The following is a 20,801-nucleotide window of genomic DNA, read 5'->3' as shown; positions in this document are numbered from 1 at the left end:
ATATGTCCAGTGACGATCGCGGAGAGGTCACACCCGTTCCCATGCCGAACACGGAAGTTAAGCTCTCCAGCGCCGATGATAGTTGGGGGCTCTCCCCCTGTGAAAGTAGGACGTCGCTGGGCCCAAAGGCATTCTCAGAAGAGAATGTCTTTTTTGTGTGTTCATTTTTCCTGCCGTGAGGGGGGAGGTTAAGGAATAAAAGGCCTCCAGCGAGGAGTCCGGGGACCAAGCAGGTCAAGGAAACAAGGGAACGAGACGCGGAATGCCCTAGGGGCATGAGCATCGAGAGAGAGCCGTTGACGAAGAGATGCGCCGGTCAACGGGCTCCGCAGCCAGTCGAATGATCGTTGGGGGCGCCCCCTGTGAAAGTAGGACGTCGCTGGGCTCAAAGGCATTCTCAGAAGAGGATGTCTTTTTTGTGCGTGGAGGAAAGAAGGGAAAGATTAATTACCTTAAACCATTCCCGCTAAAAGCTGATTACTTTTCTTTTGGGCAGGCGTTTCGCCGATAGATCGTGGTTTTCGCTTATTGATTTGAATTTTTGCTGATTGAGCCCCGACTTTCGCCGATAGACGACCTATTTTCGCTGATAGGTCCCTAGATAGAGGCTCACTTATCACGTATATGCTTCTAATTATACAAACCGCCTCCATATTTAACCGATAGGGTGCTCAAATTACACAAATACACCCTTAATACGCTGAGGGAGTCTCTCATACCATTAAAGACCCTGACTTTTCCTCTCATATAACCTCGGACGAGTCATGTGAACCTTGCTGATATCAGCAAGAGGATGTCTTTTTTTATTCAGCAAGGTATAATGGCACCATAGAAACTATCATGAACATATTTTACGCTGGGCTATAAAAAGCCGAGGCTGACATATATAGTTTCCACTATTTTTTTCAGGCTAGAAAGGATGCATACAGTTTATGAAAAAATCAGTAGTCATTGCAGAAAAACCATCTGTGGCAAGAGATATTGCAAAAGTAATGAATTGTCATAAGAAAGGAAACGGCTTTATTGAGGGGGACAAATATATTGTGACATGGGCTCTAGGTCATCTCGTGACCCATGCAGACCCTGAAGCTTATGATAATAAATATAAATCATGGAAGCTGGAAGACCTCCCGATGCTGCCTTCTCCGCTTAAACTCACGGTGATAAAGCAGACAGGGAAGCAATTTCAGACAGTGAAAACCCAACTCCATCGAAAGGACGCAGGGCAAGTTATTATTGCCACTGATGCGGGGCGGGAAGGTGAACTAGTTGCCCGCTGGATTCTTGAGAAAGCAAAAGTGAAAAAGCCGGTTAAACGGCTATGGATCTCCTCTGTAACTGATAAAGCGATTAAAGAAGGTTTTCAGAACTTAAAGGACGGCCGAAAATACGAAAGCCTCTATTATTCAGCTGTTGCGCGGGCTGAAGCAGACTGGTATGTCGGTTTAAATGCGACCCGGGCTTTAACTTGCAAGTTTAATGCACAGCTTTCAAGCGGACGCGTTCAGACTCCAACTCTCGCTATGATTGCAAAACGTGAGGAAGAGATCCGCCAGTTTAAGCCGCAAACGTATTTCGGAGTTAAGGCAGATACGAGAGAAGGAGTCCAGCTGACATGGCAGGACAAAAAGTCAAACAGCTACCGCACCTTCTCAGAAGAAACTGCGGATCAGGTAAAAAGTGCCGCATTAAATTCAAAGGCAAATATAAATGAAGTAAATAAGAAAAATAAAAAAACGTTTGCTCCGCAGTTGTATGACTTGACTGAGATTCAAAGAGAAGCTAACAGGCTTTTTAATTATTCCGCTAAGGAAACATTGTCGATCCTCCAAAAACTATATGAGCAGCATAAAGTGCTCACGTATCCAAGAACAGACTCCAGATACCTTTCGTCTGATATGGTTTCTACCTTGCCGGACCGCATAAAAGCCTGTAAACAAGGTGATACGGCTAAAATCGCTCATAAGCTTCTGCAACGTTCGCTCAAGCCGCACAAATCGTTTGTAGATGATTCGAAAGTGAGGGATCACCATGCGATCGTGCCGACTGAAGAGCCTCCTTTGATGGGAAAGCTTTCTAATAAAGAGTGGAAACTGTATGACCTTGTAGTCAAACGGTTTCTGGCTGTTATGATGCCTCTGTTTGAATATGAAGAAACCACAGTGAAAGCAATTATAGGCAAGGACACTTTTATTGCACGAGGAAAGCGTGTACTGGAGCTGGGGTGGAGGGAATTATACGAACAAGCAGCAGATGATGGCGAGAATGCAGAGGAACAGCTCGATGATCAGCGTCTACCGGAACTTCACAAGGGCGGAACACTTACTGTCACTAACGCCCGCAAGACGAAAGGTGAGACGAAACCGCCTTCCAGATTTAACGAAGCAACTCTGCTGTCTGCGATGGAAAACCCTTCGAAATACATCGGAGCAGGCAACAAGCAGCTAGGTAAGCTGGTGGTAAAGACAGGCGGACTCGGAACGGTAGCTACACGGGCTGACATTATAGAGAAGCTCTTCAGTTCTTTTCTGATAGAAAAAAACGGAAAGGAACTTGTCATTACCTCGAAAGGGAAGCAGCTGCTTGAGCTGGTACCGGCGGATTTAAAATCTCCTCTTTTAACAGGTGAATGGGAACAAAAACTGGAGGCCATTGCCCAAAATAAACTGCTAAAAGAAGAATTTATCTCCGAAATTAAGAGCTATACGAAGACTATTGTGACTGAAATCAAAACCAGTTCCAAAAAATATAAGCATACGAATCTTACAGGCACTAAATGTCCTGAATGCGATAAGAACATGCTTGAAGTAAAAACGAAAAAAGGGAAAATGCATGTCTGTCAGGACCGGGAGTGCGGCTACCGTAAAAATATTACTAAGACGACCAATGCCCGGTGCCCTAAATGCAAAAAGAAGCTGGAGCTTCGCGGCCAGGGAGAAGGGCAGGTATTTGTCTGTAAGTGCGGGCATAAGGAGAAACTGTCGGCATTTAATGAACGGAAAAAGAAAGAACAGAATACGAAGCTGTCAAAGCGTGAGGTGTCTAATTATATGAAGAAACAGGATAAAACCTCAGAGGAACCTTTTAACAACGCCCTTGCGGAACAGCTTGCAAAATTGAAAAAATAAAAAAACTCAGCTGTAATGTGCGGTTTAAACAGTAGAGGGACTAGGGAAACTTCGCCTCAAAGAATGTCAGAAAGCCAAAGGGGGATTCCCTTTGGCTTTCTGTTTGTTCAAAGGATCAAAAGTGATATAAAAAAGCCGGATCAGTAACGATCCGGCAGGTTTAATTATGCGTATAAAAAGGGTGATATTTTATAATCCTTTAATACTACCATTTAACAGGGCGTTAAATAACTTTTTTTCTAATCGCTGATGAGATCTGTTCTACAGCAATTACCACCACTAAAATCAAAATGACAATCATTAAAGCCTCATCATATCTTCTGACTGTAAAAGCAGTGGATAATTCAACACCAATTCCTCCTGCGCCCACAAGACCGAGTATGACGGCAGAACGTATTGATTTTTCCACCGCAAATAAACTTGTGGCTACAAATGAAGGGAAACCTAAAGGAATGATGGATCCTGAAATAACCCCTAGTTTGGTTGCACCGGTTGATTCCAGCGCTTGGGAAGGCCCTTTCTGAATTTCTTCAATTCTTTCAGAGAAAAAACGGGCGCAAAAGCCGATCGTATCCACTATGATAGTTAAAATCCCCGCTAACGGGCCTAGCCCTACAGAAATAACAAAAATTAAAGCCCAAATTAAATCAGGAACTGTCCTTAATGTGGAAACAAGCCCCCGGGTTACGACTCTGATTATAGAATGAGGCGATGTATTACGGGATGCAAGCAAAGCGATCGGCAGACTGAGAAGAACACCGAAAGTTGTTCCTACTAAGGCTATTTGAAAGGTTTCATACATCGCTCCTGATATGGCCGAAATACGGCTCGGGTCAGGAGGAAAGGCAGACCACAGAAAATGAAACATATTGGCTATGCCAGTAAAAACTCTGTCAAAAGAAATATTAGCATGTGTCATTCCCAGAGCGAAAAGTGAGATGAAAACAATTATACCTGCAACAGTTATTATTTTTGGAAGACGGAATCTGGGCGGCATGTGCTGTAATGATTTATTGGTCATTGAACATCACTCAATTCTTCAATGCCATCATAATAAAGACTGTTCAAGTCATTCTTTGAAATATTGTTCTTCTCATCATCCAATACTAGCCGGCCTTTATTTAAACCGATTAATCTTTCACCAAATTCCATAGCAATTTCTGTTTGGTGAAGGATACATAAAACAGTCAGTTTCCTTTCATCTACTATTTCCCAAAGAAGTTCCATAACTTCTCTTCCTGCTTTCGGATCAAGGCTTGCAATGGGTTCATCGGCCAGTATCAATTCAGGATCCTGCATAAGCATCCGTGCAATAGCCACACGCTGCTGCTGGCCTCCTGATAACTGGTCGGATCTTCTGGAAGCCAAATGGGCTAAACCGACACGGTCGAGACAAGCCATTGCTTTTTCCCTGAGAAGTTTAGAGGCAAAAGGGGCAGAAACTTTTAAAAAGTTTCTGTTTTGCCCCATTGCACCGAATAAAACATTCTGGAAAACCGATAAATTATATATAAGATGAAAGTTTTGGAATACCATACCGATATTTTTCCTTAAAGGACGGTATCTTCTGTCGCTCAAACGTGTTATTTCCTGATTGTTAATAAATATCTCTCCTGAAGTCGGTGTTTCGAATCCGCTGATACATTTAAACATCGTTGACTTGCCCGACCCGTTGTGACCAAGAAGAACGACACCTTCACCGGTTTTTATATCGAAACTAACCTTCTCAAGAGCGTTAGTTCCATCTTTAAAAGTTTTAGTTACCTCACGCACAGAGAGTGCATTCATAAAAACTGCCTCCATTACTTACTCAAAATCTAATCCTAACGTTTCATATGCTCGTCTCATTGAATCATAATCAGCGTCTTCGGCTGAAACAAACCCGGCCTCAATATATTTATCGTTTTCGCCAGTTACAAGAATACTGTCCAAAATGTCTTCCTGATTCTCCAGCATAAGTGTTTGTACTTCTTCTACAAAGTCTTCCGGAAGCTCAGGGCTGGCTACAAAAGCATCATTTGGAAGCGGAGGCCCTTCATGAAGCAGACGATAGTGTCCTTCCCCATCTTCTTCTACCATTTCATAATAGTCTTTAATACCTGTAGCAAGGACATCTACTTCGTGGTTTTTAAAGGCTTCAATCCTCACACTGTCCAACAGTTGAATGTCAAAGTCATTATCCAAATCATATCCTTCCTCAATAAGAATGGAGCTTGGACCAATGTGCCCGCTTGTAGACCCGGCATCTTTCATTGCGATTGAGGTACCAACAATGTCATCTAACGTTTCATACTCGCTGTCTTCATGGACGATGAAAGCAGCGTGGTATTCAGACCGTTCAATCCCCACAAATGGATAGGATTCAGGTACAGTATTATTAATCTGCACATACTCGGATGGTCCTGCAAGAAGCATGTCCACCTGGTCATATTCAAGAGCAGTTGCACCAATAATTCTATCGGTTACTGCAAAGAACTCTACTTCGATATCCAGTACATCTTCCAGTGTTTCTTTGAATGGACCAAATTCTCTCTGAAGCTCTTCCATACCTTCGACTCCAGTGTCTGCAAATCGAAGGGTCTCAGGCCAATCTTCACGGTCTGCTTCAGCCGTTTCATTTTCTTCATTGGCTGTGTTATTTTCACTATCATTGGAAGAATTGTTATCCTCATTCTCAGCAGCAACGTTGCTGGAAGAATTATTATTATCGCTTCCATTCTCTGCTCCTGCGTTTTCTCCTTCTTCTCCGCAGGCTACCAGAAACATCATACTTGCAAATAATCCACTAAGTAATTTTTTCATTGGTGTGCACCTTCCTCTTCATTTGTTTATTACAGTGCTCATTTTACTTGTCGAAAATTAAGGCAATATAAAAGAATAATAAACAAAGCGTAAAGGTTATATTAATCTTCGTTAATAATTCCTGCATAAACTAAAAAAGCAAGGGAATGGATCGGTTAACAAAGTATTGTTTTTAAGAAAAGAGATTATAAGGTATGATAGACAGAAGATGTTTTGAAAGGTGTTGACGTTAGATGAGGTTTAAGACAAAGAATGTGCATTTTCAGGAAAAAATACAGTCTGAGGATATGAGTAAAACAAAGCCAATCTATCAGACTTCGGCTTTTTCATTTTCTGATCTAGAAGAGATGGAAAGTTTTTTTGAAGGAAATAAATCTTATTTTTATACACGGATGGGCAATCCGAATACCGATGACCTCGGTAAGGGTGTGGCTGATCTTGAAGGAGCGGAGATGGGAATAGCTTCTTCGTCCGGTCTGTCGGCGATTTTAGCAGGGGTTCTGTCTGTAGCAAAATCAGGTGATCATATCATTGCTACAGAAGATTTATACGGAGGCACCTACCAGCTTTTTGCCCATGAACTGAAAGACTTTGGGATCTCAGTCACTTTTGTGGACTGCTGTAACCGGGAAGAAATAGAAGAGGCGATCCAGGAGAACACCGTGCTCCTGTTTACAGAATCCATAACGAACCCGCTCTTAAGGGTGGAAGATTTGGAAGGCATTATAAAGATAGCTGCCACACATAAGCTAAAAACAATGGTAGATAACACGTTTGCCACACCATACTTAATTCGTCCGCATGAAGCCGGCGCGGATATGGTTGTCCACAGCGCAACAAAATATATTGCTGGTCACAGTGATGTATCTGCAGGCGTCTTAACAGGAAGCCGGAATATTATAATGAAAGCAAAAGCAAAAGTGTCGAGTCTTGGAAGCAACCTTGGTCCATTTGACGGCTGGCTTGGAACGAGAGGGCTTAAAACACTGAGTTTGAGAATGGAGCGGCAATGCGGGAATGCCCAGAAACTTGCAGACGCCTTGAAAGGACACTCAGCTATCCGAAAAGTCTATTATCCTGAGGCGGCGGCAACCCGGGGAAATGGCGCAATAGTGACGATTGATTTAACAGATGATAAAAGTGTTTTCGAATTTTCAAAGAAACTTGAGTGGATAAAAATTGTTCCTACGCTAGCCGGCGTTGAGACCTCGATCTCCTATCCGATTAATACGTCCCATCGGCCGCTGCCTAGAGAAATGCGTGAAAAATTAGGTGTCACTGATTCGATGATCCGTATCTCTGTCGGAATAGAAGATGCTGAAGACATCATTGAGGTATTTAAAAGAGCATTGGATTAAAGGAGGGACAGCCCTCCTTTTTTTCATTCCGGTTTGGTATAATGGAGAACGGTAATCATGGTACGGAGAAGACGTTTAGCAGCAGGCAGGTGAGTAATCGTGAACAATGAATTTGAATGGATAAAGTCTGTTTCACAACCGTCATACCGCCATTCCTCAGTTAAAGTGGGAGTGGGAGATGACGCGGCCATTTATGAACCACAAAAAGGTTATGAGCAAGTGGTAACAGTGGATACAATGGTAGAAGGTGTTCATTTCAAAAAAGAGACAGTCCCTGCCAAAGCGACAGGTTATAAAGCGCTGGCAGTTAATTTAAGCGATATAGCCGCAATGGGGGGACGCCCTCTTTATTATCTTGTTTCAATAGCTGTTCCGAAACGGGGATGGACTCAGGAAGAGCTGAGAGAAATATATGAAGGAATGCATGAGCTTTCCGAAAAATGGCATGTGGATTTAATTGGCGGAGATACGGTTTCTACGGATGATGCGCTCGTCATTACTGTCACCGTCATAGGTGAAATTAAAAGTGGACGGCGGCTGCTGCGGTCAAATGCAAAAGCAGGGGATGTCCTGTTTATAACAGGCGCGGCAGGCTCGTCGGCTTACGGGCTGGAGAAGCTACTGGAGCAGGGGCTTAAAGCAGCTGACGATCCTTCACTTAAGCCGTTTCTGAAAGCCCATCAGGAGCCGGAACCGCAACTCCAGGCAGGGATGCTTCTCGCAGAGGCGGGCTGCAGACTGTCCTTAAATGATGTGAGTGACGGCCTGGCTCATGAAGCAAAGGAAATAGCTGAGGCCAGCGGAATAGATGTGATTATAGACTGGAACAGGCTGCCAATTCATGAGTCATTTAAAGAGTATTCATTGGAAAAGCAAGAATCATGGGTGTTGTATGGAGGCGAAGATTTTCAGCTGACAGGCACGGTCTCGCCAGAAGACTGGGAATCCCTGAGCCGGCTGTTTTCCAGCAAAGGACTGCCTCTTTTCCGTATAGGATCAGTTGAACCGGGGAGCGGCAAGGTTTATATTGAACGGGAAGGCAAAAAAATCCTTGCTGATAAGCAGGGTTATCATCATTTTTAAAAAAAGGGTCTGTCAGTGACGTATAAGCCCTAGGGTGGTGCCAGTAAGGCAGAATGACCCCTGATGCAGAACGGGAACGCTAATTTTAAAATCAGGAATCTGGCTGACAGAGCGAACATAAAAGAAAGTATTTTAACGAATCAGGAGTGCGATGTATGAAGCAGGAATGGACAATTACCACTCATTCTCCCGAGGAGACGGCACATATTGCTGAAAAACTGGGAAAGCTTTTGGAAAAAGAAGATATCATTACCCTTGAAGGGGATCTCGGGGCAGGAAAAACAACGTTTACTAAAGCTTTAGCTGCCGCACTCGGGGTTACCCGAACGGTAAACAGCCCCACCTTTACCTTAATGAAAGAATACGAAGGGCGGGTTCCTTTTTATCATATGGATGCTTACCGGATCGAAGACGAATTTGAAGATCTCGGACTGGAGGAATATTTTGAAGGTGAAGGGGTAACTGTTGTTGAATGGCCTTCAATGATCGCCGAACAGCTTCCTGAACAACGTATGAATATAAAAATTAAATTTTGCGGCGGCAATGTGAGAGAATTTCGTTTTACTGCCTGCGGAGAAAGGTATATCAGTTTAGGTAAGGAGCTGTTTAACGCATGAATATTTTAGCTGTAGATACGGCTTCATATGTTATGGGAGTCGCCCTGCTGAAAGACGGAAACCCTCTTGGCGAGATAGTGACACACCAGAAAAAAAACCATTCTGTCAGGCTGATGCCCGCGATTAGAACGTTGTTCAGTGAAACGGATATGAAACCGGGTGACCTCGACAGAATTGTTGTATCAGAAGGACCAGGCTCCTATACAGGGGTAAGAATTGGAGTGACAACTGCAAAAACTATGGCTTGGGCGCTGAATATTCCTGTTATCGGAGTATCCAGTATGGAGATGCTTGCCCAAAACGCCCGGTATTTTCAAGGGGTTATTTCCCCGTTCTTCGATGCCCGGCGCGGACAGGTTTTTACAGGCCTTTACCGCTCAGAAGGCGGCCGTATTATACAGGAGGAAGAGGACCGTATCACGATGCACAAAGACTGGCTCCAGCTTTTAAAAGAAAAAGAGGAACCGGTTATCTTTCTGAGTCCTGATATAGGGCAGCACGCCTCCCTTATAAAAGAAGAGCTTGGCGAATGGGCCACAGCGGCTTCATCCATCGGGAACCTGCCTCGTCCGCTGGAACTGGCGGCGGCAGGAATGGACAAAGAACCGGGAGACAGCCCCCATACGTTTTCACCTAATTATCTGCGTATGGCGGAAGCAGAGGCAAAGTGGCTGGAAGCTAACAAAAAAAATAAAGAAGATTAATTTACGGGAGACTACTATGGATAAAGATGTGCAAATCCGGCTGATGGAAATAGACGATCTGGATGACGTTATGGAGCTGGAATTCAAGTGTTTCACAACGCCTTGGAGCCGTGAAGCTTTCTTTAACGAAATTACTAAAAACCAGTTTGCTTATTACCTGGTCGCCGAGCAGGACGGGAAAGTAATCGGTTATTGCGGGTTATGGGTCATCTCGGATGATGCCCATATTACGAATATTGCTATTCATCCTGCAGAACGCCGGCAAGGCATTGGGGATTACCTGTTCCGCGGCGCGATGGATATGGCTAAAACACTGGGGGCCGTCAAGATGAGCCTGGAAGTACGTGTTTCTAATGAGCCGGCCCAGTCTCTTTACAGGAAGTACGGGTTTCAGAAAGGCGGTATTCGTAAAAACTATTATACAGACAACCAGGAGGATGCACTGGTCATGTGGGTGGGATTAACATGAGTAAGAATACAATAATTTTAGGAATAGAGACGAGCTGTGATGAAACATCTGTGGCTGTTGTGAAAAACGGCAGAGAGGTTCTAAGCAACATAATTTCTTCACAGATTGAGAGCCATAAACGATTTGGAGGCGTGGTACCTGAAATAGCCTCCAGGCATCACGTAGAACAGATTACGTATATAGTCGAAGAGGCGATGGCTAAAGCGGATATTCAAGTAGAGGATGTAGACGGCATCGCTGTGACAGAAGGCCCCGGGCTTGTCGGTGCATTGCTCGTAGGGGTCAATGCCTCAAAAGCGCTTGCTTTTGCATGGGATAAGCCGTTAATTGGCGTCCATCACATTGCCGGCCATATTTATGCCAATCATATTGTAGAGGAACTGGACTTCCCACTATTGTCTCTCGTCGTCTCAGGCGGCCATACTGAATTAATTTATATGAAAGAACACGCCTCATACGAAGTGATTGGTGAAACAAGAGATGACGCCGTAGGAGAAGCTTACGATAAGGTAGCGAGAACACTGGGGCTGCCTTACCCGGGCGGACCGCACATCGACCGGCTCGCCCATGAGGGAAAACCGGTCATCGACTTGCCGAGGGCGTGGCTTGAAGAAGGATCTTATGATTTCAGTTTCAGCGGGTTAAAATCAGCAGTAATCAACACCCTTCATAACGCGAAGCAGCGCGGTGAAGAATGGTCGAAAGAAGAGATCGCAGCAAGCTTTCAGGCGAGTGTCGTGGATGTGCTCGTAACTAAAGCGATGCGGGCGGCGGAAGACAAAAAGGTGGACCGTCTCGTTCTTGCCGGAGGAGTTGCAGCTAATAAAGGTTTGCGTGCAGAATTAACGGAGGCTTGCGGGAAAGCAGGCTTAAAACTGACTGTCCCTCCATTGGAGTTATGCACAGACAATGCCGCTATGATTGCCTCCGCAGGAACCTTTTTATACTGGAACGGTAATTTTGCAGATGACCGATTAAACGGCCAGGCAGGCTTACTGTTGAAGTAAAGGTACGGCTCTTCTGAGAGGCTTTTTAATAAAATTTGGATTGTACGTATATGCGTGTAGGGCGCCTCCATCGTTTGAATGGAGGTGCCTGTTTTTTGGCTGAATGGCCTGAAGATATCCACAATAAAAGGTCCGCTCACATGTCGTGCTGCTTGTCGAGCGGGCCATATAATCCATATATGAGCCGCTGGAGAGCCGCCACCCTAAGTGAGCGGGTGATATCCACAGTAAAAGGTCCGCTCACATGTCGTGCTGCCTGTCGAGAGGGCCATATATCCAATATATGACCCGCTGGAGAGTTGCCGCACCAAACGAGCGGAAGATATCCACAATAAAAGGTCCGCTCACTTCTCCCGTTGCCTCCTGAGCGGCTCGTATCTCGTATCTGCTTGCGCTCTCATGACCTAAAAAGGGTGTCTATTGAAGGCAGCCACGTTTTTTGTTACGTCAGACGGGGAAACAGGAGACATATACAGTTTATTTAATCAGATTATACGAATGTATGCTCCTGTTAATAACATTTTATCCACAAGCTGTGTATAATGAGGATAACTTAAAGGAAAGTTGTCCCGCTCGAAATCCACTTGTTAACAAGTCACCTGTGGATAAGTAAGGGTTTTTGTGAGTAAATGCTTCGGCTATTGGTATAAATGCATTTCGCCTGTGAGTAACTTTGTGGATAGTGTGGATATGTCAGAAAATAAGAACTCTTTTGTGGATTGCATCCGCTTTATTTTGTGGACAGCCTTTTTTGCTCATTTATGAAACGAAGAAGGAACGTCATGAGCCGTCATGCAGCGAATCAAAGCTTTCAAATAAGGATGCATTAAAAAAGCTCCCCCGATCTCATTCAGCATCGGGGGAGCTTTCTATAAACTTATCCACATTTATTAGTCGTCCATCTGCAGAGTTTCCCACTCTTCAAGCAGCAAATCAATTTTATTTTTTGCCTGTTCCAGCTGTTCATTCAGTTCAAGGGATTTTTCATGGTCCTGAAAAACTTCCGGATCACACAGCTCGTCTTCAATTTGAGTGATTTTTTCTTCTTCAGCTTCTATTTGCTTTTCCAGTTCGTCTATTTTCCTTTGTTTCTGGCGCTCAAGCTTTTGCTGCTCTTTTCTTTTCTTATAATCGTTCTTAGTCTGTTTGTCTGTGGATAAATCAGTCGTATTTTTCTTCCCTGAAACAGCATTTTTTTCTTCAGCAAGCCGTTTCAGCTCTGCCTGTTCCTCTTTTTTCTCTGCGTAATAGTCATAATCTCCGAGATAGCTTGTCATTGAGGTCGATGAAAGTTCAACTACTCTCGTCGCCATCCGGTTAACAAAATACCGGTCATGGGAGACAAACAGGAGTGTTCCCGGGTATTCAATCAACGCATTTTCCAGTACTTCTTTGCTGTCGAGGTCTAAATGGTTTGTCGGCTCGTCCAAAATGAGCAAGTTAGCTTTCTGCATCATCAATTTGGCAAGGGCGAGTCTGGCTTTTTCCCCGCCGCTCAGATCATAAACTGTCTTTAACACATCCTCGCCGCTGAACAGGAAATTTCCTAAAACGGTACGGATATCTTTTTCATTCGTCTGTGGATAATCATCCCACAGTTCCTGAAGCACTGTTTTATTAGATGTTAACTGTGTCTGTTCTTGATCATAATAGCCAATTGAAACATTGCTGCCGTAGCGGATGTCACCTTTAAAAGGTTTAAGCTTTCCGGCGATGGCTTTTATGAGAGTCGACTTTCCGATACCGTTCGGCCCGATTAAAGCAACGCTTTCTCCACGGGTCAGTTTAAGATCTACGTTTTCAAATAACGTCTGGTCATTATACCCGACCGATAAATCATTAATCATCAGCACATCATTGCCGCTCTGCTTCTTTATATTAAAGCGAAAATTGGCAGAGGAGTTCTCGGTCTGAGGGCGATCCATCATCTCCATGCGCTCAAGCTGCTTGCGCCGGCTTTTTGCCCTGTTGCTTGTCGAAGCGCGGGCAAGATTTTTCTGGACAAATTCTTCAAGTCTTTTAGCTTCTTCCTGCTGTTTCTCATACTGCTTTAATTCCTGTTCAAAACGCTGGGCTTTCTGTTCCAGATACTTGGAATAGTTTCCCGTAAACTTGACGGTTTGATTAAAGGTCAGTTCATAAACATAATCAACGACACGGTCTAAAAAATAGCGGTCGTGTGAAACTATTAAAATAGCCCCTTCATAGCCGGCTAAATAGTTCTCAAGCCAGGTTAACGTCTGTATGTCCAAGTGGTTGGTCGGTTCATCCAAAACGAGCAGGTCAGGGCGCGAGAGCAGCAGCTTACCTAAGGCAAGCCGTGTTTTTTGGCCGCCGCTCAATGAATAAACCGGCGTATTGTAATCAAAATCTTTGAAATTGAGGCCGGACAAAATGCTGCGGATATCCGCTTCATATTTAAATCCGCCCCGATCCTTAAAGTCCTGCTGAAGCTGGTCATATTCTGCTAGAATTTTGTCGTAATCACGGCGGTCCGGATTACTCATTTTTTCTTCCAGTTTCCGTAATGACTGTTCCATTTTTTTCAAAGATTCAAAAACAGTCAGCATCTCTTCCCAAATGGTCCGCTCAGAATCAAGTCCGCTGTCCTGGGCGAGGTATCCGATACGGACGTCTTTAGGGATCATCAGGTTCCCTGAATCATAAGGGAGCTCACCTGTAATAATTTTCAGGAGAGTCGATTTACCGGCGCCGTTTCGGCCAACAAGGGCAATTCTCTCACGGCTTTTAATTTCCAGTTTTACATTTGAAAGAATCGTATCCGTTCCAAATGACTTTGAAAGCTGTGTACATTGTAATAAAATCATAGTGGTCATCCTCACATTAAATTCCGTACGTATTCACAAGGTAAGTGTACATGAGGGATAACGTTCATGGCAACTTTTCGAGTTGGATTGTACAGATTGTGAAAGAATAGTGTACAATGGAGAGAGGAAAAGAGGAGGATTTACATGGATTCATTCACACACTTTAACGAACAGGGCCGTGCAAAAATGGTCGATATTTCTGAGAAAAGTGAAACGGTGCGGACAGCAGTCGCCAAATCAAGTATATTTGTGAACAAGCAGATTTATGAAGGCATTAACGAAGGCACAATGAAAAAGGGAGATGTCCTTGCAGTCGCCCAAGTTGCAGGTGTTATGGCTGCCAAAAATACCTCTCAACTGATTCCGATGTGTCATCCGCTGTCTTTATCAGGGGTGGATATTACTTTTGAATGGCATGTGAATGGAGATACATACCAGCTGGTCATTGAGGTGAGCGTAAAGACAAAAGGCAGTACAGGAGTTGAAATGGAAGCGCTCACATCAGCCTCTGCGGCTGCTTTGACTATTTACGACATGTGTAAAGCGGTAGATAAAGGCATGGTAATCGGGAATACTTATCTTATAGAAAAAACCGGCGGAAAAAGCGGGGATTTTAAGAGAGAAGATGAGCAATAATTAACCTTTTATTAATTTAACTAATACAGAGATGGAAAAGAAAAAGACAGGGGGCGAATGATCCATGGATATCGATCAAACGAAAATTCCTCAGGCCACTGCGAAACGGCTGCCTTTATACTACCGTTTCCTTGAGGGTTTGCAGGCTTCGGGGAAACACCGGGTGTCATCATCTGAATTAAGTGAAGCGGTCAAAGTGGATTCCGCAACAATCCGGCGGGACTTCTCTTATTTCGGAGCACTGGGAAAAAAAGGCTATGGTTACAATGTCAATTATTTATTGACGTTCTTTAGAAAAACACTCGACCAGGACGAACTGACAAAAGTGACGCTCGTAGGGGTCGGGAACCTGGGCACAGCTTTTCTGAATTATAATTTCAGCAAAAGCAACAATACGAGAATTGAGATGGCTTTTGATGTGGCAGACGACAAAGTAGGGAAAGAGATTGGCGATGTGCCTGTCTACCATCTTGATGAGTTTAAGAACCGGATTGAGGACAGCAATGTTGAAGTAGTCATTTTAACTGTGCCTTCACAGGCAGCCCAAAGTATTGCTGATCAGCTCGTCGAAGCCGGCATTAAAGGCATTCTTAATTTTACACCGGCAAGGATTTCAGTCCCTGACGATGTCAGGGTTCATCACATCGATTTATCAGTGGAACTCCAGTCACTGATTTACTTCTTAAAACATTACCCACTTAAATAATTTGGAAAAGAGCGGACCTTAGTCACTTAAAAGGTCTGCTTTTTCACTTTCTTCACCTCAACTCATGGTAGAATAGAAGAAGAGTATTTCGCAAAACGAAGGAAGAATGCAGGTGAGTTTAATGGCTAAAATACCGGAAAAATGGCTTGTCGTTATTACGGTATTACTCGGAACTTTTACAATTATTTTAAACAATAGTATGTTAAACCCGGCAGTCCCCCATTTTATGCAGGTGTTCGACGCGGACGCTGTAGCCACTGGATGGGTGATCACTATTTTTATGGTAACGATGGGAATGGTCATGCCATTAACCGGGTACCTTGGAGATAAATTCGGTAAGAAGCAGCTGTATATGTCAGGGTTAACGTTATTTCTTGCCGGCTCAGTCCTTGGTTCATTGTCCTGGGACCTCCAGTCACTCATCTTTTTCAGAGGCCTTCAAGGGATAGGCGGAGGAGTGATGATGCCTCTGTCAATGGCTCTTATTTTTGAAGTGTTCCCGAAAAACGAACGGGGACTCGCAACAGGCGTATGGGGCATAGCCGCTATGATGGCGCCTACGATCGGTCCTCTATTGGTAGTGGTATAACCTATTATTTGTACACAATATCCGTAATCCACGCCTGCCTAAGCTGTGTTTTTGTTCCTCTTCTGTCCTCAGCGTCAATGACAACCCTCTCAACAAACAATTGCAGCGTGATTTTCTTTTCTTGGTCATCCAACTCATGCCAGTTTTCTATAAAATCGGTTAGTGCATCAACCATATAAACCGGATCGGCATCTGGTTGTTCCTGTTTCAGCTCATCCAGTTGTTTTGTAAGTATCTCATGCGCTTCTCTGTCCTCTGCTGTGCGTTCTTTTAGCTCTTCCAGAGTGATAGCCTCATCGGCATAAGCAAGTTGCCATTTGCGCTTTCTGGACTGTATTTTATTGATCTGAGCTTCTAAGTACCTGGTTTCTTTTTCGATGTTTGACACTTCCTGTTGCGCATCTTTTTCTTTATCTAAGGCCGTTTGATAATCTTTCAAATCTTGATTTAAACGTTTTAAAAAAACGTCATTAACAACAGTGTCGCTGATCTGTTTAAAGTCACAGGACCCACCTCTGGCCTTAGTACATACATAATGCTTAAACTTTGACCTGCTGCCGTCCTCTTTAACTCTCCCTACTCTGTATTGACCTTTAAGTGCCGCCCCGCATCGTCCGCATTTTAAAATACCGGAAAAAGGATAATGAGATGGTCCGGCCGCACGCGGTGACATTTCGCGCCTTGACTCCCTGAGCTTTAAACATTGCTGGAACTGATCTTCTGAGATAATCGGATCTACAAAGTTCCTGTAAACTTCACCACCCCACCTGAGATGTCCGGCTGCAACTGGATTCGTGAGTATATCCCTGATTGTTTTCCCTGTCCATGTCGTTCCGTTTCGTGTGGTATGCCCCATTTGATTCACTTTCTTGGCTGTTCGTTCTTCTCCGAGACCTCGCATATAACTGTCAAAGATTAACCGTAGCACCTGAGCTTCATCATCATCTATCACCAGTGTTTTCGCCTCCTTGTTGTAATGATAGCCGAATGGAGATATACCGCCTGTGAACTTTCCCTCTTCCATCATGCGCTCCATGCCCATTCTGACACGCTCACCTAGGTTTTCACGCTCAAATTGCGCAAATGACGCCACAAGAGTAATAAACATACGTCCAATTGCTGACGTTGTATCATAGACCTCTGTCGCTGACTTGAACTTACAATTATGCTGCTCTAATAAATCAAGGATGTTGTATAAGTCTCTGACTGATCGTGTGATCCGATCCAACTTGTACACCAAAACTACGTCAATTTTGCCTGTTTTAATATCTTCAAACATCCGGCTTAATTCCGGTCTTAGCATATCTTTTGCAGAGACACCTTCTTCTATATAGTAGTCTTCTATATCCCAATCCTGGGAGGTAGCAAATTTTGTGAGTTTATCCTTTTGCGCTCGTATACTAAAACCGTGTTTAGCTTGTTCATCCGTAGAAACTCTTATATATAAGCCTGCTTTCATATGTCCTCCTCCATTTCCTCTCGCGATATGGTGATAAATCGACTAAACAGTCCGTATTTTTTACCGTTAATATGCTTTACGTTATCAAATACAGCGATCTTATAAGTCTTATCGTCAATCTTTTGAGCGGGCGCATCAGCTAACTTTACCCACATATCCCACCGTTTAATGTGCATAAGCTTCCCTCCTAATAAAAAAGCCCCTGGGAGGGGGCTGTTAATTCTCGATGTAAAGCTCGTTCGTTTCATCAAGTCCTGTAATCGGTAAACCTTCACTTCTATATGCTATTTTAGAGTCCAACAATAAATTTCCATATTCGCCTGTGTTTGAGTCGTCATGGATGCGTATATATGCTGCGAATGTGTTTAATCCATCGAATGTGCTTGTATCGCGGATCTCATCTTGTAAGTGTTCGGCAAGGTACTCCAGCTTATCCTGGTCCGTTTCATCCGTGACAGCTCTCACCATCAAAACATTATCTCGGCTGTCATCATTTTCTACAATCTCGTAATCTGGTAAATCCTCTCCACCTGTCACCCCGATAATCAAAACTAAAGCAATCAAGGCAACGAGTGAGCCGAAAATAATCTTGAATGATTTGCTTTTAAACGTCATATAACCAACCCCTTTATTACATAAAAAGCAACTTTTGTTGAATCATATAAGTATGACTATCTTAGAGTTAACACACATCGCAGAGTATTACTTCCGTAAAAAACGTACACGCTGCAGATTTGACCGCATTGTCGCCAGAGATAAACTAAAGGTGAAAGGAGAGAGAATTTATATCTTTGTCGGTGTGTTCGATTGTCCGAATGGAAGTAAACGAACGCATCTTGTCAAACTCAACAAATACGGCAAAAAATATTAACGAATTGTGTCGAATTCTCCCGCAAATTGCAAAAACGTGTGAAAAATATCCCTCTTTTGTGTAATTTTATGATATTATAGAGACATGTTTTTAGGAACGCTTGTTCGTATTTTGTGTTCGGTGTCTGTTCTAAAATCACAAAAGGGGTGCTTTTACTGTATGACAGAAAAAGAATTGAAATTAATTAAAGAAATTGTGATTATTTCCAGACGAGACCAAAAATTAAATGCGCTTGTAGATGTCATAAGAGAAAAGCGCAAATGTTAATCTTCATTTTTTTCTTTAGCGTGTGCTTCCGCATACGCTTTTAACATGTCCATGTAAGCGTCACGACGTTCTTTCGGCATACTCTTCAATATCTCCATTAACTCTTTAGCCTCTGCTTCAACTTCCTTATCTTCCGTTTCATTTAACCTGGGATCGTCACTGCGACCTAGAAGGTAATCGGCCGAACATTCTAAAGCGTCCGATAATTTTGAGACGTCAGTGTGATCTGGGTGGGTGTAACCTCTTTCCCAATTAGATATTACTTGAGGCGAGACATTAACTCTGTTCGCTAATTCAACTTGCTTCCATCTTTTAAACTTTCTTCGTTCCTTGATTTTTTCTCCTATTCTCAAGATAATACCTCCTACCCTTCGTTGAGTATTTTACCAATAGATAACGGATAACGATACATAAATAACGTAAATTGAGAATAATTTTAAAATAACACTTGACTTTAACGGATTCCGTTAGTATTATTGAATTAACGGATAGCGTTAGTTTTACTCGGAGGTGATCGAATGATTCATGAAAACGTAGAAAAAATAAGAAAAGCGAAAGGCGTTACCAAGACACACTTAGCGAAAAAACTTAATATGTCTTTGCAGGGTTACAGATATTTAGAGAATGGTGACACAAGGTTGGACGCAGAGCGGTTAAAGGTGATAGCTCATGCATTAGGTGAGAATCCAGCAATTTTTTTTGATTCTGAACTAACGCATTCCGTTATTGAGAAAGTTGAAAATACTAATAAACAGGAGGTCATCTAATGACCGAACTTATTAAAACTACTGAATCAGAAAAAGGCGAGATCATTGTGTCAGGCAGAGAGCTTCATGAGTTTTTAGAAGTCAGAGACAGGTACACGCAATGGTTCTCCAGGATGTGTGAATACGGATTTACTGAAAACGTTGATTTTGCCGTGTTTCCCGAAATTGTGCAAGACAGTACGGCATTCGGTGGCAAGAGAAAAGTAATAGACCACCATATTAAGTTAGACGCCGCAAAAGAAATCGCGATGCTTCAACGTACTGAAAAGGGCAAACAAGCTCGTCAGTATTTTATTGAAGTGGAAAAGCGCTGGAACAATCCAGAAATGATTATCAAAAGGGCCATGGATCTCCAGCAGAAGAAAATCGAAGCTCTTGAAGCTGAAAAGAAAGAGAACCTTCCTTATACCAACTTTGGGAAGGTGGTCTCAAATTCAGACGGCGCAATCAGCGTAGGAGCCTTCTCAAAAATGATGTATGACGATCACGGTATCAATTTAGGTCGCAACAAAATGTTCAAGTGGCTAAGAGAAAACGGATACCTGATCACAAAAGGTAGAGAGTACAACAATCCAAAACAAAGATTCATTGATCAAGGGCTATTCATCATCACGCCAACAATCGTGAGTCGAACACAAGGTGACATTGAGACCTTTACCACTTTGGTCACTGGCAAAGGTCAGATCAAGCTAGGCGAAAAGCTAATTGAAGAATTTTGCCACCAAATTTAAACCTGGGAGGGGTCAACATGGCAGACAAGCCGTCAGTTGAAGCTTTACGTCAAGTCGTAAGGTATTTCAAAGTCACAAGCGCACCACGAATCATTAAGAAACGAAAAGAAGCTGAGCGAGAAAAAGAACAGAAGACCGGATGACCTACTTTACATTGTAAAGCATAAATACCATTTATTGGGTTCCGGCTGGGCACGTTCCAATTTGGAACATAAGGGAGGTGAGATAAATGGACCTTGGCGCTGTATTGAAGGCGGCGAGGGAGCGAAGAGGATACACACAAGAGCAGTTGGCAGATAGACTGAATCGTTCTCGGACCTGCATTACAAAGTTTGAAAGAAATAGTAAAGAAATCAGCTGGAAAGAAGCCATCAGATGGGGACAGGTAACAAACGCACAGGATTTACTAATTGCCGCAATGGTAGCAACCGACCCTATCCAGATTACACAAATTATTGAGCAGATTAATCAGTTAAGCCAGTTTGTAGGAATGGTGCTTGGAGGGATCTTATGAGGATTTTCAATGAAAGTAACCGGAAATCAGGCAAGCGTAATCTAATTGTTGACGGCCTCGGCTTAGTAACACTTGCAGCATTTTACTATTACTTATTCGCATTATCGTCGATTGGAGGGTAGTTTATGAGACTTTTAAAAGAATTCAAGCGAGTTAACGGTAAATGGCATAGAAAAAGCCCCTCGGATGGCGGTCCGAAGAGCTCAGGTCGTAGATGACCATTTCCAATATCACTAGTTTAATTTTATCTAATTTTCCCCTTAAA

The 20,801-nt window shown here is 43.3% G+C and carries 23 protein-coding genes, 1 rRNA gene and 1 pseudogene; 17 read left to right on the top strand and 8 right to left on the bottom strand.

The window, feature by feature from the left end:
* The first annotated feature begins 5 nt into the window (after positions 1-5).
* Both rrf and BMW59_RS09945 read left to right on the top strand, forming a co-directional pair.
* Positions 6-122, top strand: a 5S ribosomal RNA gene (rrf, locus tag BMW59_RS09955).
* 810 nt (positions 123-932) lie between these two features.
* Positions 933-3,128: a DNA topoisomerase III gene (locus tag BMW59_RS09945; protein ID WP_093051069.1), complete on the top strand. Its 2,196-nt coding sequence runs from the start codon at positions 933-935 to the stop codon at positions 3,126-3,128.
* Between the two features lie 223 nt (positions 3,129-3,351).
* Here the strand turns inward: BMW59_RS09945 and phnE are convergent, their stop codons facing one another.
* From phnE to BMW59_RS09930, 3 genes are read right to left on the bottom strand one after another with little or no spacing between them, the layout of a single operon-like run.
* Positions 3,352-4,149 (bottom strand): phosphonate ABC transporter, permease protein PhnE, encoded by a 798-nt coding sequence (gene phnE / locus BMW59_RS09940; RefSeq protein WP_093051066.1) that lies wholly within the window; start codon positions 4,147-4,149, stop codon positions 3,352-3,354.
* Positions 4,146-4,916 carry a phosphonate ABC transporter ATP-binding protein gene (phnC, locus tag BMW59_RS09935; RefSeq protein ID WP_093051064.1) on the bottom strand — a complete coding sequence of 257 codons (771 nt, stop codon included), beginning with the start codon at positions 4,914-4,916 and terminating at the stop codon, positions 4,146-4,148. Before phnC ends, phnE begins: the two co-directional genes overlap by 4 nt.
* A gap of 18 nt (positions 4,917-4,934) precedes the next feature.
* Positions 4,935-5,930 (bottom strand): phosphate/phosphite/phosphonate ABC transporter substrate-binding protein, encoded by a 996-nt coding sequence (locus tag BMW59_RS09930; RefSeq protein WP_093051061.1) that lies wholly within the window; start codon positions 5,928-5,930, stop codon positions 4,935-4,937.
* Between the two features lie 233 nt (positions 5,931-6,163).
* On the opposite strand from BMW59_RS09930, the gene BMW59_RS09925 reads away from it, so the two are divergent.
* From BMW59_RS09925 to tsaD, 6 genes are all read left to right on the top strand, one after another.
* Positions 6,164-7,288: a trans-sulfuration enzyme family protein gene (locus BMW59_RS09925; protein ID WP_093051058.1), complete on the top strand. Its 1,125-nt coding sequence runs from the start codon at positions 6,164-6,166 to the stop codon at positions 7,286-7,288.
* 99 nt (positions 7,289-7,387) lie between these two features.
* Positions 7,388-8,371, top strand: coding sequence for a thiamine-phosphate kinase (thiL, locus tag BMW59_RS09920; RefSeq protein ID WP_093051055.1), 984 nt, complete (start codon positions 7,388-7,390; stop codon positions 8,369-8,371).
* Positions 8,372-8,526: 155 nt separating this feature from the next.
* Positions 8,527-8,988 (top strand): tRNA (adenosine(37)-N6)-threonylcarbamoyltransferase complex ATPase subunit type 1 TsaE, encoded by a 462-nt coding sequence (tsaE, locus tag BMW59_RS09915; protein ID WP_093051052.1) that lies wholly within the window; start codon positions 8,527-8,529, stop codon positions 8,986-8,988.
* Entirely contained in the window at positions 8,985-9,692 is a 708-nt protein-coding gene (gene tsaB / locus BMW59_RS09910) for a tRNA (adenosine(37)-N6)-threonylcarbamoyltransferase complex dimerization subunit type 1 TsaB (protein WP_093051049.1), read from the top strand. The genes tsaE and tsaB overlap by 4 nt, the downstream gene beginning before the upstream one ends.
* Before the next feature lie 16 nt (positions 9,693-9,708).
* Positions 9,709-10,161 carry a ribosomal protein S18-alanine N-acetyltransferase gene (gene rimI / locus BMW59_RS09905; RefSeq protein ID WP_093051046.1) on the top strand — a complete coding sequence of 151 codons (453 nt, stop codon included), beginning with the start codon at positions 9,709-9,711 and terminating at the stop codon, positions 10,159-10,161.
* Positions 10,158-11,168: a tRNA (adenosine(37)-N6)-threonylcarbamoyltransferase complex transferase subunit TsaD gene (tsaD, locus tag BMW59_RS09900; RefSeq protein WP_093051043.1), complete on the top strand. Its 1,011-nt coding sequence runs from the start codon at positions 10,158-10,160 to the stop codon at positions 11,166-11,168. The genes rimI and tsaD overlap by 4 nt, the downstream gene beginning before the upstream one ends.
* An 890-nt stretch (positions 11,169-12,058) precedes the next feature.
* Here the strand turns inward: tsaD and BMW59_RS09895 are convergent.
* Positions 12,059-13,996, bottom strand: coding sequence for an ABC-F family ATP-binding cassette domain-containing protein (locus BMW59_RS09895; RefSeq protein ID WP_093051041.1), 1,938 nt, complete (start codon positions 13,994-13,996; stop codon positions 12,059-12,061).
* 144 nt (positions 13,997-14,140) lie between these two features.
* On the opposite strand from BMW59_RS09895, the gene moaC reads away from it, so the two are divergent.
* The 3 genes and pseudogenes from moaC to BMW59_RS09880 all read left to right on the top strand — a co-directional run.
* Complete coding sequence (gene moaC, locus BMW59_RS09890) at positions 14,141-14,632, top strand: cyclic pyranopterin monophosphate synthase MoaC (protein ID WP_093051038.1); 492 nt, start codon at positions 14,141-14,143, stop codon at positions 14,630-14,632.
* Positions 14,633-14,696: 64 nt separating this feature from the next.
* Positions 14,697-15,338, top strand: a complete 642-nt coding sequence (locus tag BMW59_RS09885) for a redox-sensing transcriptional repressor Rex (RefSeq protein WP_093051035.1) — start codon at positions 14,697-14,699, stop codon at positions 15,336-15,338.
* Between the two features lie 106 nt (positions 15,339-15,444).
* Positions 15,445-15,915, top strand: a pseudogene (locus tag BMW59_RS09880) (MFS transporter); the annotation flags it as partial.
* 16 nt (positions 15,916-15,931) lie between these two features.
* On the opposite strand, the gene BMW59_RS09875 reads toward BMW59_RS09880, so the two are convergent.
* From BMW59_RS09875 to BMW59_RS09865, 3 genes are read right to left on the bottom strand one after another with little or no spacing between them, the layout of a single operon-like run.
* The gene (locus BMW59_RS09875; protein ID WP_093051032.1) at positions 15,932-17,386 is read right to left on the bottom strand and encodes a recombinase family protein; all 1,455 of its coding nucleotides are present in this window, start codon (positions 17,384-17,386) and stop codon (positions 15,932-15,934) included.
* Positions 17,383-17,562 carry a hypothetical protein gene (locus BMW59_RS09870; RefSeq protein ID WP_093051029.1) on the bottom strand — a complete coding sequence of 60 codons (180 nt, stop codon included), beginning with the start codon at positions 17,560-17,562 and terminating at the stop codon, positions 17,383-17,385. Before BMW59_RS09870 ends, BMW59_RS09875 begins: the two co-directional genes overlap by 4 nt.
* Before the next feature lie 40 nt (positions 17,563-17,602).
* Positions 17,603-18,001 carry a hypothetical protein gene (locus tag BMW59_RS09865; protein ID WP_093051026.1) on the bottom strand — a complete coding sequence of 133 codons (399 nt, stop codon included), beginning with the start codon at positions 17,999-18,001 and terminating at the stop codon, positions 17,603-17,605.
* A 52-nt stretch (positions 18,002-18,053) separates the two neighbouring features.
* Between BMW59_RS09865 and BMW59_RS21670 the strand changes: the two genes are divergently transcribed.
* On the top strand, positions 18,054-18,257 hold the full coding sequence (locus BMW59_RS21670; protein ID WP_177174272.1) for a hypothetical protein: 204 nt from the start codon (positions 18,054-18,056) through the stop codon (positions 18,255-18,257).
* A gap of 263 nt (positions 18,258-18,520) precedes the next feature.
* Here BMW59_RS21670 and BMW59_RS09860 read toward each other — a convergent pair whose 3' ends face one another.
* Positions 18,521-18,877, bottom strand: coding sequence for a helix-turn-helix domain-containing protein (locus tag BMW59_RS09860; RefSeq protein ID WP_245733039.1), 357 nt, complete (start codon positions 18,875-18,877; stop codon positions 18,521-18,523).
* A 165-nt stretch (positions 18,878-19,042) separates the two neighbouring features.
* Here BMW59_RS09860 and BMW59_RS09855 point away from each other — a divergent pair, with 165 nt between their 5' ends.
* The 5 genes from BMW59_RS09855 (at position 19,043) to BMW59_RS22245 (ending at position 20,658) form a co-directional block, all read left to right on the top strand.
* Positions 19,043-19,291 carry a helix-turn-helix domain-containing protein gene (locus BMW59_RS09855; RefSeq protein WP_093051020.1) on the top strand — a complete coding sequence of 83 codons (249 nt, stop codon included), beginning with the start codon at positions 19,043-19,045 and terminating at the stop codon, positions 19,289-19,291.
* Positions 19,291-20,022 (top strand): antA/AntB antirepressor family protein, encoded by a 732-nt coding sequence (locus BMW59_RS09850; protein WP_093051017.1) that lies wholly within the window; start codon positions 19,291-19,293, stop codon positions 20,020-20,022. The genes BMW59_RS09855 and BMW59_RS09850 overlap by 1 nt, the downstream gene beginning before the upstream one ends.
* Before the next feature lie 17 nt (positions 20,023-20,039).
* Positions 20,040-20,165, top strand: coding sequence for a hypothetical protein (locus BMW59_RS22250; RefSeq protein WP_281244259.1), 126 nt, complete (start codon positions 20,040-20,042; stop codon positions 20,163-20,165).
* An 86-nt stretch (positions 20,166-20,251) separates the two neighbouring features.
* Positions 20,252-20,536 (top strand): helix-turn-helix domain-containing protein, encoded by a 285-nt coding sequence (locus tag BMW59_RS09845; RefSeq protein ID WP_093051014.1) that lies wholly within the window; start codon positions 20,252-20,254, stop codon positions 20,534-20,536.
* The gene (locus BMW59_RS22245) at positions 20,533-20,658 is read left to right on the top strand and encodes a hypothetical protein (RefSeq protein WP_281244258.1); all 126 of its coding nucleotides are present in this window, start codon (positions 20,533-20,535) and stop codon (positions 20,656-20,658) included. Before BMW59_RS09845 ends, BMW59_RS22245 begins: the two co-directional genes overlap by 4 nt.
* Positions 20,659-20,801: the final 143 nt, after the last annotated feature.

Origin of the sequence: Salipaludibacillus aurantiacus (genome assembly GCF_900111295.1) — a bacterium.
Classification (GTDB): domain Bacteria; phylum Bacillota; class Bacilli; order Bacillales; family Salisediminibacteriaceae; genus Salipaludibacillus; species Salipaludibacillus aurantiacus.
Note: the sequence above shows the minus strand (reverse complement) of the source record. Positions and strands in the feature narration are given on the sequence as shown.